Origin of the sequence: Streptomyces eurythermus (assembly GCF_014649115.1) — a bacterium.
Taxonomy (GTDB): Bacteria; Actinomycetota; Actinomycetes; order Streptomycetales; family Streptomycetaceae; genus Streptomyces; species Streptomyces eurythermus.
In genome coordinates, this window is sequence record NZ_BMSK01000015.1 from 224545 (window position 1) to 241547 (window position 17003).

Consider the following 17003-nt stretch of genomic DNA (forward strand, 5'->3'; position numbering starts at 1 on the left):
CCGGGCCGGGTCCCCCGGCCCGGGGCCGAAGGGCGCGTCAGAGCGTCTTGCCGGTGGCCGGGCCCACCAGCAGGCCCTCGCCGAAGCGGTCCACGCGGACCGTGTCGCCGTCCTTGACCTCGCCGGACAGGATCTCCTTGGCCAGCCGGTCGCCGATGGCGCTCTGCACCAGGCGGCGCAGCGGGCGGGCGCCGTAGGCCGGGTCCAGGCCCTCCTCCGCGAGCCAGGCCAGTGCCTCGGGGCTGACGTCCAGGGTGAGCCGCCGCTCGGCCAGCCGCCGGGCGAGCCGGTCGATCTGGAGCCGGGCGATCCGCTCCAGCTCGGGCTTGGTCAGCGACGAGAAGACCACCAGGTCGTCCAGCCGGTTGAGGAACTCGGGCTTGAACGAGGCCCGCACCACCTCCAGCACCTGCTCCCGCTTCTGCTCCTCGCTGGTCAGCGGGTCCATCAGGAACTGGCTGCCCAGGTTGGAGGTGAGCACCAGGATCGTGTTGCGGAAGTCGACCGTGCGGCCCTGGCCGTCGGTGAGCCGGCCGTCGTCCAGCACCTGGAGCAGGACGTCGAAGACCTCCGGGTGGGCCTTCTCCACCTCGTCCAGCAGCACCACGCTGTACGGGCGCCTCCGGACGGCCTCGGTGAGCTGGCCGCCCTCCTCGTAGCCGACGTAGCCGGGGGGCGCGCCGACCAGCCGGGCCACGCTGTGCTTCTCGCCGTACTCCGACATGTCGATGCGGACCATGGCCCGCTCGTCGTCGAAGAGGAAGTCCGCGAGCGCCTTGGCCAGTTCGGTCTTGCCGACACCGGTCGGGCCGAGGAAGAGGAAGGAGCCGGTGGGGCGGTCGGGATCGGCGATGCCGGCCCGGGAGCGGCGTACGGCGTCCGACACGGCGCGTACGGCCTCGCCCTGGCCGATCAGCCGCTTGCCGATCTCCTCCTCCATGCGCAGCAGCTTCTGCGTCTCGCCCTCCATCAGCCGGCCGGCCGGGATGCCGGTCCAGGCGGCGACCACGTCGGCGATGTCGTCGGCGCCGACCTCCTCCTTGACCATGGTGTCCCGGGCGGCCTCCTCCTCGGCGGCGGAGGCGGCCTCGAGCTCCTTCTCCAGCTGCGGGATCTCGCCGTACAGCAGCTTGGCCGCGGTGTCGAAGTCGCCGTCGCGCTGGGCCCTCTCGGCCTGTCCGCGCAGGTCGTCGAGCTTCTCCTTCAGCTCGCCGACCCGGTTGAGGGACTGCTTCTCCTTCTCCCAGCGGGCGGTGAGGCCGCGCAGCTCCTCCTCCTTGTCGGCGAGGTCGCGGCGCAGCTTCTCCAGCCGTTCGCGGGAGGCCGGGTCGGTCTCCTTGCCGATCGCCAGCTCCTCCATCCTCAGCCGGTCGACGGCGCGCTGGAGCTCGTCGATCTCCACCGGGGAGGAGTCGATCTCCATGCGCAGCCGGGAGGCGGCCTCGTCCACCAGGTCGATGGCCTTGTCCGGCAGGAAGCGGGAGGTGATGTACCGGTCGGACAGGGTCGCGGCGGACACCAGCGCGCTGTCGGCGATCTGCACCTTGTGGTGGGCCTCGTAGCGGCCCTTCAGCCCGCGCAGGATGGCGATGGTGTCCTCGACGGAGGGCTCGGCGACCAGGACCTGCTGGAAGCGGCGTTCCAGCGCGGGGTCCTTCTCGATCCGCTCCCGGTACTCGTCCAGGGTGGTGGCGCCGACCATGCGCAGCTCGCCGCGGGCGAGCATGGGCTTGAGCATGTTGCCCGCGTCCATGGCCGAGTCGCCGCCGGCGCCGGCGCCCACGACGGTGTGCAGCTCGTCGATGAAGGTGATGATCTGGCCGTCGGAGTCCTTGATCTCGGCGAGGACGGCCTTCAGCCGCTCCTCGAACTCGCCGCGGTACTTGGCGCCGGCCACCATCGCGCCGAGGTCGAGCGCGACCAGCCGCTTGTCCTTCAGCGACTCGGGCACGTCGCCCTTGACGATCCGCTGGGCGAGCCCCTCCACGACGGCGGTCTTGCCGACGCCGGGCTCGCCGATGAGGACCGGGTTGTTCTTCGTACGGCGGCTGAGCACCTGGACGACCCGCCGGATCTCCTGGTCCCGTCCGATGACCGGGTCCAGCCGGCCCTCGCGGGCGGCGGCGGTGAAGTCGGTGCCGAACTTCTCCAGGGCCTTGTACTGGCCCTCGGGGTCGGCGGTGGTCACGCGGCGTCCTCCCCTGGCCTTCTTGAAGGCCTCCAGCAGCTTCTTGGCGTCGGCGCCCTGCCGGGTGAGCAGTTCGCCCGCGGCACCGCCCTGCGCGGCGATCCCGATCAGCAGGTGCTCGGTGGACAGGTACTCGTCACCCAGCTCCTTGGCCCGCTCGCCGGCGTCGGCGATCACGGCCAGCAGCTCGCGGTTGGGCTGCGGCGGCGCCACGGTGGACCCGGTCACGCTGGGCAGCCCGGCCAGGATCCGCTCGGCGCCGGAGCGTACGGCGGCCTGGTCGGCGTCGACCGCGGCCAGCAGGTCGGTGATGTTCTCGTTGTCCCGCCCCTGGAGCAGAGCCAGCAGCAGGTGGGCGGGGGTGAGGTCCGGGTGCCCCCCGGTGACGGCGCGATTGCTCGCGGCGTTGATCGCGTCCCGGCTCCTGTTGGTCAGCTCGGCGTCCACGTCTGCGTTCTCCTCCTCGACCGCTTCCCAGTGCTGACTTAACCAGCGTACACAAAGTTGAGTCTATTCCACTCAAGCTTCGAACGGGAGTACCGACGGGCTAGGTTGCGCGCATGACGAGGAACTCCGCGGACCCGTCCGCTCCCGACGAGTCGCACCTCGCCTTCTGGCGCGAACGGCATCTGTGCACCCTGACGACGCTGCGCCCGGACGGCAGCCCGCACGTGGTCCCGGTGGGGGTGACGTACGAGGCCGGGGCCCGGCTGGCCCGGGTGATCACCAGCGGGACCAGCGCGAAGGCCCGGTACGTGGCGGCGGCCGGCGAGGCGGGCGCCCGGGTCGCGGTGTGCCAGGTGGACGGCCGGCGCTGGGCGACGCTGGAGGGGCGGGCGCGGGTGCGGACCGAGCCGGAGCGGGTGGCCGAGGCGGAGCGGCGCTACGCCGAGCGCTACCAGCGCGCGCCCCGGCCGAATCCGGCGCGCGTGGTGATCGAGATCGAGGTCTCCCGGATGCTCGGCAACGCCTGATGAACGGCGATTTTCGGCCAGCATGGAAATGTCTGCATACCTCGATATATCCCCGCAAACGGCAGCGGCGTCACCGTGTTCAGGTCACGGTGACGCCGCTGCGGGGGGAAGCGCCTGAGCGATCTTTTACGACGGGGGAATCGCGTCAGGCACTGCGGGGGGTGGCCGAGATGGTCCTCAGGTCGGAGTCCGTCGGCTCGGAGAGCCGGTGGTCCCGCTGGTCCAGGTTCACAAAGATCATTCCGTACCGGATGGCACACCGCACCGGCTGCGGGGCGCCACGCGGCCTGCGCAGGCACCGGTACGCCCGCACGTCGCCGTCCTCGTCCCGGGTGACGACGACCGGTTCACCGAACACGGTCACCATCAGCGAATCACCGCTGTGGGGGATGGCGGTGACCAGGTCGATGAAATGCCAGCCGGACCGGTAGGCGGTGGCCATTTCGCGACGGAAGGAGCGGTCGTCGGGTGGAGTTGTCATGACTCCACGGCCCAACTGCTGTCCGCGGGGGGGACCCACGAGCTGTCGCCCGGGACATCGGACGCCACGATCACCCAGCTGCTGTCACCGGCGCCGGCGCCAGCAGCGGCCTGTACGCGCCAACTGCTGTCCTGAGCGACAGCATCCTTCGTCCCCGCATGACCGGTCAGTACGCCGAAGGCCAAGGCGGCGGAGAAGGCGGCGACAAGCGCCGAGCGAAGCATTGTCTTATGCATAGTCGGCTTCGTCCTCATGTGAAGGTCACCTCTCCCCCGTCCGGATACGACGATGGCCCATTCCGGCACGTCATGGCCACACAAACGATGCATCATGTTCCTGCACGTTCATGACCCTGGGGGGTGGAGATTTGGCGATAAACGAGATTAAACGGACACATCCCCACGGGCTGACCGACCTGTGCCCGGAGGGGAGCCGTCTGTACGGGAACGCTCTCCGGACGGGCCGCATAGCCCGTGCCGACGTGGAGACCGCGCCCTGCCTGATGGAATTCGCCCTCCTCCACCCCGACCCCGACGACCCCAACTGGCTGCGCCCGGTGCCCCCGGCGATCGCCCTGGCCCAGCGGCTCAACCCGATCGAGCAGGAGATCAGCCAGCGCCGCCGGGAGTCCATCGAACTCGCCGACGCCTTCGAGCCGTTCATGCACATCAGTGCCCAGCCCACGGCGACCACCCACTCCATCACCGTGCTGGAAGGGCTTGACCGGATCAACGCGGCGCTGGATCTGGCCACCTCCCAGTGCCAGAGCGAGATGCTCACGGTCCAGCCGAGCCGCCGACGGCTCGAACACACCCTCGCCAAGGCCCTGGAGCGCGACCGCCCGCTGATCGAGCGGGGCTGCCGCATCCGCACCCTCTACCAGCACCCCGCCCGCTACAGCCCCGAGACGCTGGCCTACGTGGCCCAGTTCGCCGACGGCAAGGTGGAGTACCGGACGATCGACGAACTGGCCGAGCGGCTGATCATCTGCGACGAGACGGTGGCCTTCATCCCCACCCGGGACGACGGGGAGATCGCGCTCGAACTGCGCCACCCCGGGCTCGTCCGCTATCTGATCAAGGTCTTCGAGTTCATGTGGGCCCGCGCGGTCCCGCTGAGCGCCGGCGCCCCCTACGAGACCGCCTCCGACGGCATCACCGAGGTCCAGCACTCCATAGCCAAGCTCCTGGTCGAGGGGCATGTGGACGAGGCCATCGCCCGCCGCCTCGGCATGAACGTGCGCACCTGCCGGGCCCACATAGCCAAGCTGGCCCACGCCCTCGGCAGCGGCAGCCGCGCCCAGCTCGGCTATCTCATCGCCCAGTCCGGCATCCTGGACCGCGACCACTGAGCCGGCCCGCCCGGTTCAGCCCGCCGGGGGTTCCGGCTCCGCGCCGGCCATCGCCCCGGCCGGCCGGGGCGGACGGTGGCCGTCCAGGCCCACCTGGGCGATGCGCACACCGAGCTGGGTCCGGCTGGCCGCGCCCAGGGTCTCCGACAGCCGGGCGATGTGCGCCCGGCAGGTACGCACGCTGATGCCCAGCCGCTCGGCGATCACCGCGTCCTGGTGGCCCTCCGCCAGCAGCGCGGCGATGGACTGCTCCCGGTGCGAGATCCCCTCGATGCCGGTGTCCGGCAGCGGCGCCGTCAGCGGGATGGCCAGCCGCCACAGCCGCTCGAAGACCGTCACCAGATACTCCACCAGCGCCGGGTGGCGCAGTTCCAGGGCCATCGTGCGGTCGGTGTTGGCGGGGATGAAGGCCACCGTGCGGTCGAAGAGGATCAGCCGGTCGATGACCTCGTCCAGGGTCCGGGCCTCCACCGTGTCGCCCATCAGCTCCAGGTAGTTCAGCAGCCCCTGCCCGTGCCGCGCCACATGCGTGTACAGGTCGCGCATCCGCACGCCCCGGCCGCGCAGCGCCAGCGCCCGGTGCAGGCCCTCGGTGAGCTCCGCCTCCCGGCGGATGCCGCCGGGCTGCACGGTGAGCACCTCGGTGGTGCAGGCCTCGGTCGCCTCGTCCATCGCGGCCTGGATGCGGGCCAGCCCGTCCAGGACCCGGATGGCGCTGCGCTCGGCCGGTGCCGCCAGGGCGTCCCGCTGCCGGCCCAGGCCCGCGTACCACTCGAACGCGGCCACCGCCGAGCCCACCCGCCGCTGGCTCGCGCTGACCTCGTCGTAGACCCCGCGCAGCAGCCGGGTCATGACCTCCTGCGGGGAGGTCGGCACCAGCCAGTCCATGTCGTCGGGATCGGGGTGCAGCAGCGCCAGGTCCAGCAGGCAGGGCACGGGCTCGGCGTCCGAGCGCGGCACCCGCCCCCGGCGCACGGCACGGGAGTACACCCGATCCCCGGCCTCACACAGCCGGTCGGCACCGTGAGGATGCTCCTCCGCCCCGTGCCCGGCCATCGCCCATTTCACCCCCGGTGTGCTGCCACTTCCGCAGCGCAACTATGCGCGGCGCCGACCGGGTCCGCAACACGGGTGCCCCGACGGCACCGCCCAAGTGGTCCCGTTCCGCCCGGGTTTGCGTGGTGCTCGGCCTTCACATCACATCAGGACGGGGGTGGCGGCGCACCGGCGGCTCCGGCACCGCCGGTCACGCACCGGACCGGCTCACCACCGGTTCACGCACAGGTCCGGTCACTTCAGCCCGATCGCCGCGCAGGCGGACTTGTACTTGGCGGTGCAGATGTCCTCGGCCGAGTAGATGCCGTCGGCGATGACCGTGTCCTTGACGCTGCTCCTGGTCAGCGCGCTCACCTGGAGCAGCCGCGCCGGGATGTCCTTGGTGGTGGGGCTGTCCACCCGGTCCCGGGTGAGGGCGTCGAACTGGATGTCCTTGCCCTGGACGCGCATGACGGCCATCTGCGCGGCGGCCTCGGCCTCGTCCGGGTAGGACTTGTAGACGCTCATGTACTGCTCGCCGGCCACGACCCGCTGCACCGCGTCCAGGTCGGCGTCCTGGCCGGTGACCGGGGGCAGACTGGTGACGCCGGCCGCCTTCAGGGCCTTGATGACACCGCCCGCCATGCCGTCGTTGGCGGAGTACACACCGGCGATGTTCGCCTTGCCGAGCTTGGCGATCGCCTTGGCCATGTTCGCCTCGGCGTTCTCCGGCTTCCAGTCCGTGGTGTCGTAGCTGTCGGCGATCGTCACCTTGCCGTTCAGCTCGGAGAGCGCGCCCTGCTTGAACTGCTTGGCGTTGGGGTCGGTGGGCGAGCCGTTCATCATCACGATCTTGTCGGAGATGTCGGCGGTCGAGCCCAGTGCCTCCATCAGGGTCCGGCCCTGCACCTCGCCGACCAGCTCGTTGTCGAAGGAGACATAGGCGTCGATCGGCCCCTCGGCCAGGCGGTCGTAGGCGATGACCGGGATGCCCGCGTCCTTGGCCTTCTGCACCTCGCCGGCGATGGCGTGCGCGTCCACCGCGTCCAGCAGGATGACGTCGGCCTTGGCGTCGATCATGTTCCGCAGCTGCTCGACCTGGCGGGCGGCGCTCGCCTCGGCGTTGGCGTACTCGACCTTGCCCTTGTTCTTGGTGAGTTCGGCGACCTTGCGCTTGATGATGGGGTAGTCGAACTTGTCGTAGCGGGTGTTGGCCTTCTCCGGCAGCAGCAGGCCCACGGTGACGTCGTCGCCCTTGGTCGGGCTCGCGCTCGCCCCGTCCTCCGACGCGTTCAGCACGCCGCAGCCGGCGAGCGAGAGGGTCATCGTGGAGGCGGCCACGGATATGGCGATACGACGCATTCGGGGGCTCACTTCAGGTGTGGTACGGAGGGGTACTGCGCTACGACCAGATGTCTGAAAAGACAACGCGGAGCGCCCACCCGGCGTCAAGAAAAATCACTTAACGAGTGCGCAACACCACGCTCAGCTGCCTCTGTGAAGGTCACGCGAAACCACCTGCAAGGGGCCTTTACCGGCCCTCCATTCCAAGGAAGTTCACGGGACGGCCAGACCCGTACAACCAACCCGGTTCCCCATGAGTCGTGATCGCCGGCGGCCGCGGGCCGCACTCCGATTCGATCAGAGGAACGAATGAACCCAGCCAGACGAGCGACCGCGACGGCGGTCGTGCTCGCCGCAGCCGGCGCCCTGCTGAGCGCCGTCGCCCCCACCGCGTCCGCCGCCGCGACCTGCGCCTCCCCCACCTACCAGCGGCAGTTCTTCGCGAACACCACCTTCACGGGCACCCCGAAGAAGACGGACTGCGACACCGCCGTGGCCGAGAAGTGGGGCACCGGCGCCCCGGCCACCGGCCTGCCCAAGGACAACTTCGGCGTCCGCTGGACGGTGACCCGCGACTTCGGCTCCGGCGGGCCCTTCGCCCTGCCGGTCACCGCCCAGGACGGCATCCGGGTCTACCTGGACGGCACCCGCAAGGTCGACCTGTGGAAGAACGTCTCCACGACCCAGAAGAAGACCGTCAACGTCACGATCCCGTCCGGCAGGCACACGCTCCGCGTGGACTTCGTCAACTGGACCGGCGCCGCGGACGTCTCCTTCTCCTACACCCCCCGCACCACGCCGGATGTGGACAAGGTCAAGCCCCTGGTGCCGTCCGGGGACTCGGTGTCGTACGACGCCGTGACCGGCCGGGCCAAGGTGAGCTGGTCGAAGAACAAGGAGATGGACCTCGCCGGTTACCGCGTCTACCGGCGGCCGAGCGGCTCCCCGTTCAAGGCCGTGCCGCTGGCGGCGACCACCGGCACGAGCTACACCGACACCACCCTCCCGGTGACCGGCGAGAGCTTCTACTACGAGGTCCGCGCCTACGACAAGGCCGGCAACGAGTCCGCCGGAACGGCCGACAAGCCCGTCACCACAGCCGACCGCACCGCGCCGGGCGCGCCCTCCGGCCTGGAGGTCACCGACGCCTCCGAGGAGAACGGGCTGGGTCTTGGCTGGAGTTCCGTCCCCGGCGCGGCCTCCTACCGGGTCTACCGGGCGACGAGCGCGAACGGCACGTACACCCGCCTCGGCAGCGCGGCGGAGCCGTCCTACCGGGACGCCACGGCCGTGGTGGGCACCGCCTACGCCTACCAGGTGACCGCGGTGGACGCGGCGGGCAACGAGTCCGCCCGGTCCGCCGCCCTGACCGGCACGCGCCGGGACGTCACCCCGCCACCGCCCGTCACCGGGCTGAAGGCCACCCCGACCGACGACGGCTTCGAGCTGACCTGGGACCGGAACCCGGCGCCCGACCTGCTGCGGTACTCCGTCCACGGGGGCCTGCTCCTCAGCGACGGCGAGGACAGCGTCTGCGCCGCCTCCGAGGTCGCCTGGCTGACGCCCGATGTCACCTCCTACCGGTACACCACGGTCCCCGACGGCGAGGACCGCTGCTTCTTCGTCGACGCCGTCGACGCGTCGGGGAACTCCATCTACAAGCTGACCGGCGAGGCCGACGTGGTGGTCGCCACCGAGCTGGGCGCACCGGCGGAGCCGGGCACCGAGCCCGCCACCGGCGGCGCCGGAGCGTAGAAGAAGAGGGGCCCGGTGTCCGGGCCCCTCTTCACATGCGCCTGTACGCGCCGTCAGTCCTGCTGTTGCTGCCGCTTGGGCCGCCACACCACCAGCGCGCTGGTCTGCTGGACCTCCTGGTACGGCACCAGGTCGCGCCGGTAGGAGGCGTGCACCGCGGCCTCGCGCTGGCGCATCGCCGCCGCCGCGCCGTCCAGGGCCGCCTCCAGCTCCGCGACCCGGGACTGGAGCGCGGCGACCTGGTTCTCCAGCTCGATGATCCGCTTGATGCCGGCCAGGTTGATGCCCTCGTCCTGCGACAACTGCTGCACCTGGCGGAGCAGTTCGATGTCACGGGCCGAGTAGCGCCGCCCCCGGCCGGCGGTGCGGTCGGGGGAGACCAGGCCCAGACGGTCGTACTGGCGCAGCGTCTGCGGGTGGAGTCCGGAGAGCTGGGCCGCCACCGAGATGACGTAGACCGGGGTCTCATCGGTCAGTTCGTACGGTGAGAAACCCCCGCGCTGGCGGGGACGACGGCCATCCATCTCTCTCAAGCTCCCTTCGCGGCCTCGAACAGCTCCGCCCGCGGGTCCTCGCCCGCGGTCGCCTCGCGATACGCCTCCAGCGCGTCACGAGCCTTCCCCGACAGGTCCTTGGGAACACGCACCTCCACGGTGACCAGCAGATCGCCGCGGGTGCCGTCCTTGCGGACCGCGCCCTTGCCCCGGGCCCGCATCGTACGGCCGTTCGGGGTGCCGGGGGGCAGTTTCAGGGTGACGGGCGGGCCGCCGAGGGTCGGCACCCGCACCTCCCCGCCGAGGGCCGCCTCGGGATACGTCACCGGCACGGTGACGGTGAGGTTGTCGCCCTTGCGCCCGAACACCGGGTGCTCCCCGACGTGCACGACCACGTACAGATCGCCGGCCGGGCCGCCCCGCTCGCCGGGCGCGCCCTTGCCGCGCAGCCGGATGCGCTGGCCGTCGGTCACCCCCGCGGGGATGCGGACCTGCATCGTCCGCGACGACTTGGCGCGTCCGCTGCCCTTGCACTCCTCGCAGGGGTGCTCGGCGATCAGACCGCGGCCCTTGCAGTCGGGGCAGGGGTCGGTGAGCGAGAAGCCGCCGCCGGAGCCCCGTGCGACCTGCCCGGTGCCGACGCAGGTCGGGCACACGCGCGGTGTGCCGTTCTTGTCGCCGGTGCCCGAACAGGCCTTGCAGGGCGCCTGGGAGGACATCCGCAGCGGCACCGTGGCGCCCTCGATGGCCTCCGTGAAGCTCAGCGTCACCTCGGACTCGACGTCCTGGCCGCGCCGGGGCTGGGTCCGCGGACCCGCGGCGCCGCCCCGGTTGAACAAGCCCCCGAAGACGTCACCGATGCCGCCGCCGAAGCCTCCGCCCTGGGCGGCGCCGCCGAACAGGTCGCCCAGGTCGAAGTTGAAGGAGCCGCCGGCCGCGCCCGGTCCGGGGCGGAAGCCGCCGTTGCCGAACAGCGCGCGCGCCTCGTCGTACTCCTTGCGCTTCTTGGGGTCGCCGAGGACGTCGTTCGCCTCGGAGATCTCCTTGAACCGCTCCTCGGCCTTGGTGTTGCCCTTGTTGGCGTCCGGGTGGAACTCGCGGGCGAGCTTCCGGTACGCCTTCTTGATCTCGGCCTCGGTGGCGTCCTTGGGGACGCCGAGGACCTTGTAGTAGTCCTTCTCGATGAAGTCCTTGGTGCTCATCCCCGACGTCCCTCCTTCCCCTGCGTTGTCACGTCAGCCCTCGTCCGGGCCACCGTTCTCCTTGTCGCCGTCCGCCGCGGTGTTCTCCTCGGCGGCGTCCTCCGCCTGGTCCGCCTTGACGGACTGCGCGCCGGGCTGCGGCTCGGCCACGGCCACCCGCGCGGGGCGGATGGTGCGCTCGCCGATGCGATACCCCGGCTGGAGGATCGCCACGCAGGTCGTCTCCGTGACGTCCGGCGCGTAGCTGTGCATCAGGGCCTCGTGGATCGTCGGGTCGAAGGGCTCGCCCTCCTTGCCGAACTGCTGCAGGCCCATCTTGGCCGCGACGGTCTCCAGCGACTCGGCCACCGACTTGAAGCCGCCGACCAGTTCGCCGTGTTCCCGTGCCCGGCCGATGTCGTCGAGCACCGGGAGCAGCTCGGTCAGGAGGTTCGCCACGGCGATCTCCTTGACCGCGGCCCGGTCGCGCTCGACGCGGCGGCGGTAGTTCTGGTACTCGGCCTGGAGGCGCTGGAGGTCCGCCGTGCGCTCGCCGAGCGCCGTGCGCACCTGGTCCAGCTGGGCGACCAGGCCGGCGTTCTCTGCGTTCCCGTCCCCGGCCGGGGCCGCCCCCTCCTCGGAGGCGGCCTTCGGCTCGGCGTCGTCGGAGGTGGCGCCGGAGGGGACGTCGGGCTTCTCCTCGAAGCCCGGGGTCTCCTCCGTCACGCGGCACCGTCCTTGCGCTCGTCGTCCACGATCTCGGCGTCCACGACGTCGTCGTCCTTGGCGTCACCGGCGGTGGCGCCGCCGGCGGCCTGGGCGCCCTGGGCGTCGGCGTACAGGGCCTGGCCCAGCTTCTGCGAGACGGCCGCGACCTTCTCGGTGGCGGTGCGGATCTCGGCGGTGTCCTCGCCCTTGAGCTTCTCCTTCAGCTCGGCGACGGCGGACTCCACCTCGGTCTTGACCTCGCCGGGGACCTTGTCCTCGTTGTCCTTGAGGAACTTCTCGGTCTGGTAGACGAGCTGCTCGCCCTGGTTGCGGGTCTCGGCGGCCTCGCGGCGCTTGTGGTCCTCCTCCGCGTAGCGCTCGGCCTCCTCGCGCATGCGGTCGACCTCGTCCTTCGGGAGCGAGGAGCCGCCGGTGACGGTCATCTTCTGCTCCTTGCCGGTGCCGAGGTCCTTCGCCGTGACGTGCATGATGCCGTTGGCGTCGATGTCGAAGGACACCTCGATCTGCGGGACGCCGCGCGGCGCCGGCGGCAGACCGGTCAGCTCGAACATGCCGAGCTTCTTGTTGTACGCCGCGATCTCGCGCTCGCCCTGGTAGACCTGGATCTGCACCGACGGCTGGTTGTCCTCGGCCGTGGTGAAGATCTCCGAGCGCTTGGTCGGGATCGTGGTGTTGCGCTCGATCAGCTTGGTCATGATGCCGCCCTTGGTCTCGATGCCGAGGGACAGCGGGGTGACGTCGAGCAGCAGGACGTCCTTGACCTCACCCTTGAGGACACCGGCCTGGAGCGAGGCGCCGATGGCGACGACCTCGTCCGGGTTCACACCCTTGTTGGCCTCCTTGCCGCCGGTCAGCTCCTTGACGAGCTCGGCGACGGCGGGCATACGGGTGGAGCCACCGACGAGCACGACGTGGTCGATCTCGTTGATGGAAATGCCGGCGTCCTTGATGACGTTGTGGAACGGCGTCTTGCAGCGCTCCAGCAGGTCGGCCGTCAGCTGCTGGAACTGGGCGCGGGTGAGCTTCTCGTCCAGGTGCAGCGGGCCCTCGGCGGACGCCGTGATGTACGGCAGGTTGATCGAGGTCTCGGTGGAGGAGGACAGCTCGATCTTGGCCTTCTCGGCGGCCTCACGGAGGCGCTGGAGGGCCATCTTGTCCTTGGACAGGTCCACACCGTGGCCGGACTGGAACTGCTTGACCAGGTAGTCGACGACGCGCTGGTCCCAGTCGTCACCACCGAGGTGGTTGTCGCCGTTGGTGGCCTTCACCTCGACGACGCCGTCACCGATCTCCAGCAGCGACACGTCGAAGGTGCCGCCGCCGAGGTCGAAGACGAGGATCGTCTGGTCGTCCTTGTCGAGGCCGTAGGCGAGCGCCGCGGCGGTCGGCTCGTTGACGATCCGCAGGACGTTCAGACCGGCGATCTCGCCGGCCTCCTTCGTCGCCTGGCGCTCGGAGTCGTTGAAGTAGGCCGGGACGGTGATGACCGCGTCCGTGACCTTCTCGCCCAGGTAGGCCTCGGCGTCCCGCTTCAGCTTCTGCAGGATGAACGCGGAGATCTGCTGCGGGTTGAAGTCCTTCCCGTCCAGCCCGATCTTCCAGTCGGTGCCCATGTGGCGCTTGACGGACCGGATGGTCCGGTCGACGTTGGTGACCGCCTGGCGCTTGGCCACCTCGCCGACGAGCACCTCGCCGTTCTTCGCGAAGGCGACGACGGACGGCGTGGTCCTGGCACCCTCGGCGTTGGTGATGACGGTGGGCTCGCCGCCCTCCAGAACGCTGACGACGGAGTTAGTCGTGCCCAGGTCGATGCCGACCGCACGTGCCATGGTTGATTCCTCCAGCTGACTTGAGTGGAACAGGCTCAAGTGTGCCCGAGGAGACCCGCGGGGTCAACAGACCTGAGTCAAACGGACTCAACTCTTATCCGCTCCTTACACGCAAGTGCCCGCTGACCTGCGTAGACGCCGTACGAGGAGGGTGCTGGACAGGCATCCGAAGGAGTACGAGGGCGACCACGGCGACGACGACCGCGCCGCCGACCCAGAGCGCGGCACCCTCCCCCGTCCACCCCGCGTGCACCAGTACCCCCACCAGCACCGAGGAGAACGAGGCCGCCCCCAGCAGCACGACCGATCCCGGCGGGGTGAGCCCGAGCCGGCGCAGCCGGTGCGCGAGGTGGTCCGGGCCGCGCCGCAGCAGCGGGCGCCGGGCGGTGGTCCGGGCGAGCACCACGAGCAGGGCGTCGGCGACGGCGACGGCACCCAGGCAGAACACCACCGCCGCGCTCGGCCCGAGCGCGTACCCCGCGCGCGTGAAGACGACGGCGGAGGACAGCACGAACCCGGTGAACAGCGAGCCGCAGGCGCCGAGGCCGATCCGCGCGGGATGCCAGTTGTGCATCAGGAAGCCGGTGAGGGCGGCGGCGACCACGCTCAGCAGTACGGCGAGGCCGTCCATCACCTCGGCGGCGGCACAGGCGCCCACCCCGAAGGCGGTGATCACCCCGACCGTCCCGGCCAGCCCGTCGGCGTGGTCGAGCCCCCGGAAGGCGAGGGTGGTGAGCACGATCCAGCCGACGGCCAGCAGCCCGCCGGGCAGACCGGTGTCGTCGTAGGGCACCACCCAGACCGCCGCCACGGCCGTCCCGGCGGCGAGCACGCGCGCGCGCAGCCGCCACACGTCGGCCACCAGGCCGAGGGCGGCGATCGCGGCGGCGGCCGTCAGCAGTTCCCCGACGCCCTCCCCGAGCGGGGCCACCCGGCTCCACTGCCCCATCCCGGCGACCAGGCAGGTGACGGCCACCACGGCGAGCCCGCCGAGCAGCGGGAGGGGACGCTGCCGGCGCCGGTCGAGGATCCCGGCCCGCAGGGCGGGCGCCCGGAGCGCCGCGGCGAGCACGGCGGTCAGGAGGAGGGCGGCGGTAGCGGCGGCGATCCCGTAGAGCACGGCTCTAAGGTAGGGGCGAAAGTATCAATTCGGTACGAATAACACGATCCGATTGCCTGGCGGCGATCCAGATCACCCCGCGCTCTGCTGCATCCCGACGGAAGATGGGGGTAGTCTCAGACGGACTGCATAAGTTACCGCTTAGTAATGTTCGTCAGCCCAGACAGCTCGTTCCGACCGAGGCCGCTTCAGGAGCCCCAATGCAACTCGCCGCGATCATCGTGTCGCTGGTCCTGATCGTGGTCGGCGTGGCACTGTTCGGCCGCGCCCTCCTCCAGATCTACAACCACATGCGGCTGGGCCAGCCGGTACCGGCCGGCACGCGGACCAACGATCCCACCCAGCGCACCCTGACCGTGGTCCGGGAGTTCCTCGGCCACACCCGGATGAACCGCTGGGGCATCGTGGGCGTGGCGCACTGGTTCGTCGCCGTCGGCTTCTTCACCCTGCTGCTGACGATCGTCAACGCGTTCGGGCAGCTGTTCAAGGCGGAATGGATCCTGCCGGTCCTCGGCGACTGGGCACCGTACAACGTCTACGTCGAGTTCATCGGCACGATGACCGTGATCGGCATCCTCGTGCTGATCGCGGTCCGCCAGCTGAGCCACCCGCGCGACCCGGGCCGCAAGTCCCGCTTCGCCGGCTCCAACTTCGGCCAGGCGTACTTCGTCGAGACCGTCATCCTCATCGTCGGCGTCTGCATCTTCATGCTGCACGCCCTCGAAGGCGCCCAGCACCACGTCGACGGCTACGAGGCCTCGTTCTTCATCTCGTACCCGGTCGTCGCCTGGCTGCGCGAGATGGACCTCTCCACGCTCCAGAACCTCACCTACTTCTTCGCCGGCCTGAAGATCGCGACCAGCTTCATCTGGATGATCACGGTCTCGCTGAAGACCGACATGGGTGTGGCCTGGCACCGCTTCCTGGCCTTCCCGAACATCTGGTTCAAGCGCAACGCCGACGGCTCCACCGCGCTCGGCGCGCTCCAGCCCATGACCTCGGGCGGCAAGCCGATCGACTTCGAGGACCCGGGCGAGGACGACGTCTTCGGCGTCTCCCAGGTCGAGCAGTTCTCCTGGAAGGGCCTGCTGGACTTCTCCACCTGCACCGAGTGCGGCCGCTGCCAGTCGCAGTGCCCCGCCTGGAACACCGGCAAGCCGCTCTCGCCGAAGCTGCTGATCATGTCCCTGCGGGACCACGCGCACGCCAAGGCGCCGTACCTGCTCGCGGGCGGCGGCAAGACCATGGAGGGCGAGGAGAAGGCGACCGAGGAGCAGCTCGCCTCGGTGCCCGCGGCCGCGCTGGCCGAGGCCGAGCGCCCGCTGATCGGCACCGCCGAGGAGAACGGCGTCATCGACCCGGACGTGCTGTGGTCCTGCACCACCTGCGGCGCCTGCGTCGAGCAGTGCCCGGTGGACATCGAGCACGTCGACCACATCGTGGACATGCGCCGCTACCAGGTGATGATCGAGAGCGCCTTCCCCTCCGAGGCGGGCACGATGCTCAAGAACCTGGAGAAGAAGGGCAACCCCTGGGGCCTGGCGAAGAAGCAGCGCCTGGAGTGGACCAAGGAGGTCGACTTCGAGGTCCCGGTCGTCGGCAAGGACATCGAGGACCTCACCGAGGTCGAGTACCTGTACTGGGTCGGCTGCGCCGGTGCCCTGGAGGACCGCGCCAAGAAGACCACCAAAGCCTTCGCCGAGCTGCTGCACATCGCGGGCGTGAAGTTCGCGATCATGGGCGGCGACGAGAAGTGCACCGGTGACTCCGCCCGCCGCCTGGGCAACGAGCCGTTGTTCCAGGAGCTGGGCATGGAGAACGTCATGGCCCTGAACACGGCGTTCGGCGAGGAACTGGACGACGACGGCAAGGTCACCCCGGAGTCGCGGAAGCCGAAGTCCGCGAAGAAGATCGTCGCGACCTGCCCGCACTGCCTGAACACGATCGGCAACGAGTACCCGCAGCTCGGCGGCGACTACGAGGTCATCCACCACACCCAGCTGCTCCAGCACCTGGTGGACGAGGGCAAGCTGATCCCCGTCACCCCGGTCGAGGGCATCATCACCTACCACGACCCCTGCTACCTGGGCCGCCACAACAAGATCTACACGCCCCCGCGCGAGATCATCGGCAAGGTCCCGGGCCTCAGGAACGAGGAGATGCACCGCCACAAGGAACGCGGCTTCTGCTGCGGCGCCGGCGGCGCCCGGATGTGGATGGAGGAGCGGATCGGCAAGCGCATCAACAACGAGCGCGTCGACGAGGCCCTGTCCCTCAACCCGGACATCGTCTCCACCGCCTGCCCGTTCTGCCTCGTCATGCTCACCGACTCGGTGAACGGCAAGAAGAACGACGGCAAGGCGAAGGAGTCGATCCAGGTGGTCGACGTCGCCCAGCTGCTCCTGGAGTCCGTCAAGACGCCGGTCGACCCGGCGGGTGACGCGGAGACCGAGAGCGCGCCGGAGCCGGAGCCGGTGAAGTAGCTCCGCTCCCCCCGACGTACGGCGCCCCCTGCTTCGCAC

Annotated in this window: 13 protein-coding genes; 4 read left to right on the forward strand and 9 right to left on the reverse strand. The window is 70.3% G+C overall.

Going from position 1 to position 17003, the window contains the following annotated elements; genetic code table 11:
• Nucleotides 1-37 precede the first annotated feature (37 nt).
• A complete protein-coding gene (gene clpB, locus IE251_RS27765; protein ID WP_189755724.1) occupies nucleotides 38-2635 on the reverse strand; it encodes an ATP-dependent chaperone ClpB in 2598 nt (865 codons plus the stop codon).
• 113 nt (nucleotides 2636-2748) lie between these two features.
• Here clpB and IE251_RS27770 point away from each other — a divergent pair, with 113 nt between their 5' ends.
• The gene (locus tag IE251_RS27770) at nucleotides 2749-3162 is read left to right on the forward strand and encodes a pyridoxamine 5'-phosphate oxidase family protein (RefSeq protein ID WP_189755725.1); all 414 of its coding nucleotides are present in this window, start codon (nucleotides 2749-2751) and stop codon (nucleotides 3160-3162) included.
• Nucleotides 3163-3307: 145 nt separating this feature from the next.
• Here IE251_RS27770 and IE251_RS27775 read toward each other — a convergent pair whose 3' ends face one another.
• The gene (locus IE251_RS27775; protein WP_030790839.1) at nucleotides 3308-3643 is read right to left on the reverse strand and encodes a Rieske (2Fe-2S) protein; all 336 of its coding nucleotides are present in this window, start codon (nucleotides 3641-3643) and stop codon (nucleotides 3308-3310) included.
• Between the two features lie 346 nt (nucleotides 3644-3989).
• Here IE251_RS27775 and IE251_RS27780 point away from each other — a divergent pair, with 346 nt between their 5' ends.
• Nucleotides 3990-4994, forward strand: a complete 1005-nt coding sequence (locus tag IE251_RS27780) for a helix-turn-helix domain-containing protein (RefSeq protein WP_189755726.1) — start codon at nucleotides 3990-3992, stop codon at nucleotides 4992-4994.
• Between the two features lie 15 nt (nucleotides 4995-5009).
• On the opposite strand, the gene IE251_RS27785 is transcribed toward IE251_RS27780, so the two are convergent.
• Complete coding sequence (locus IE251_RS27785; protein WP_189755727.1) at nucleotides 5010-6050, reverse strand: helix-turn-helix transcriptional regulator; 1041 nt, start codon at nucleotides 6048-6050, stop codon at nucleotides 5010-5012.
• Nucleotides 6051-6284: 234 nt separating this feature from the next.
• Nucleotides 6285-7391 (reverse strand): sugar ABC transporter substrate-binding protein, encoded by a 1107-nt coding sequence (locus IE251_RS27790; protein ID WP_189755728.1) that lies wholly within the window; start codon nucleotides 7389-7391, stop codon nucleotides 6285-6287.
• 291 nt (nucleotides 7392-7682) lie between these two features.
• Here IE251_RS27790 and IE251_RS27795 point away from each other — a divergent pair, with 291 nt between their 5' ends.
• Nucleotides 7683-9128 carry a PA14 domain-containing protein gene (locus IE251_RS27795; protein ID WP_189755729.1) on the forward strand — a complete coding sequence of 482 codons (1446 nt, stop codon included), beginning with the start codon at nucleotides 7683-7685 and terminating at the stop codon, nucleotides 9126-9128.
• A 53-nt stretch (nucleotides 9129-9181) separates the two neighbouring features.
• Here IE251_RS27795 and IE251_RS27800 read toward each other — a convergent pair whose 3' ends face one another.
• The 5 genes from IE251_RS27800 to IE251_RS27820 all read right to left on the reverse strand — a co-directional run bounded on the left by IE251_RS27800 (nucleotide 9182) and on the right by IE251_RS27820 (nucleotide 14481).
• On the reverse strand, nucleotides 9182-9652 hold the full coding sequence (locus tag IE251_RS27800) for a heat shock protein transcriptional repressor HspR (protein WP_189755730.1): 471 nt from the start codon (nucleotides 9650-9652) through the stop codon (nucleotides 9182-9184).
• A 5-nt stretch (nucleotides 9653-9657) separates the two neighbouring features.
• The gene (dnaJ, locus tag IE251_RS27805) at nucleotides 9658-10824 is read right to left on the reverse strand and encodes a molecular chaperone DnaJ (RefSeq protein ID WP_189755731.1); all 1167 of its coding nucleotides are present in this window, start codon (nucleotides 10822-10824) and stop codon (nucleotides 9658-9660) included.
• Between the two features lie 33 nt (nucleotides 10825-10857).
• Nucleotides 10858-11529, reverse strand: coding sequence for a nucleotide exchange factor GrpE (gene grpE, locus IE251_RS27810; RefSeq protein ID WP_189755732.1), 672 nt, complete (start codon nucleotides 11527-11529; stop codon nucleotides 10858-10860).
• The gene (gene dnaK / locus IE251_RS27815; RefSeq protein WP_189755733.1) at nucleotides 11526-13361 is read right to left on the reverse strand and encodes a molecular chaperone DnaK; all 1836 of its coding nucleotides are present in this window, start codon (nucleotides 13359-13361) and stop codon (nucleotides 11526-11528) included. The genes grpE and dnaK overlap by 4 nt, the downstream gene beginning before the upstream one ends.
• Before the next feature lie 94 nt (nucleotides 13362-13455).
• On the reverse strand, nucleotides 13456-14481 hold the full coding sequence (locus IE251_RS27820) for an MraY family glycosyltransferase (RefSeq protein WP_189755734.1): 1026 nt from the start codon (nucleotides 14479-14481) through the stop codon (nucleotides 13456-13458).
• 200 nt (nucleotides 14482-14681) lie between these two features.
• Between IE251_RS27820 and IE251_RS27825 the strand changes: the two genes are divergently transcribed.
• Nucleotides 14682-16964, forward strand: a complete 2283-nt coding sequence (locus IE251_RS27825; protein WP_189755735.1) for a (Fe-S)-binding protein — start codon at nucleotides 14682-14684, stop codon at nucleotides 16962-16964.
• The last annotated feature ends 39 nt before the right edge of the window (nucleotides 16965-17003 follow it).

Coding starts and splice junctions, on each gene's coding strand:
- IE251_RS27770 (WP_189755725.1), top strand. CDS start 2,749: ATGACGAGGAACTCCGCGGACCCGTCCGCTCCCGACGAGTCGCACCTC.
- IE251_RS27775 (WP_030790839.1), bottom strand. CDS start 3,643: ATGACAACTCCACCCGACGACCGCTCCTTCCGTCGCGAAATGGCCACC.
- IE251_RS27780 (WP_189755726.1), top strand. CDS start 3,990: ATGACCCTGGGGGGTGGAGATTTGGCGATAAACGAGATTAAACGGACA.
- IE251_RS27785 (WP_189755727.1), bottom strand. CDS start 6,050: ATGGCCGGGCACGGGGCGGAGGAGCATCCTCACGGTGCCGACCGGCTG.
- IE251_RS27790 (WP_189755728.1), bottom strand. CDS start 7,391: ATGCGTCGTATCGCCATATCCGTGGCCGCCTCCACGATGACCCTCTCG.
- IE251_RS27795 (WP_189755729.1), top strand. CDS start 7,683: ATGAACCCAGCCAGACGAGCGACCGCGACGGCGGTCGTGCTCGCCGCA.
- IE251_RS27800 (WP_189755730.1), bottom strand. CDS start 9,652: ATGGATGGCCGTCGTCCCCGCCAGCGCGGGGGTTTCTCACCGTACGAA.
- dnaJ (WP_189755731.1), bottom strand. CDS start 10,824: ATGAGCACCAAGGACTTCATCGAGAAGGACTACTACAAGGTCCTCGGC.
- dnaK (WP_189755733.1), bottom strand. CDS start 13,361: ATGGCACGTGCGGTCGGCATCGACCTGGGCACGACTAACTCCGTCGTC.
- IE251_RS27825 (WP_189755735.1), top strand. CDS start 14,682: ATGCAACTCGCCGCGATCATCGTGTCGCTGGTCCTGATCGTGGTCGGC.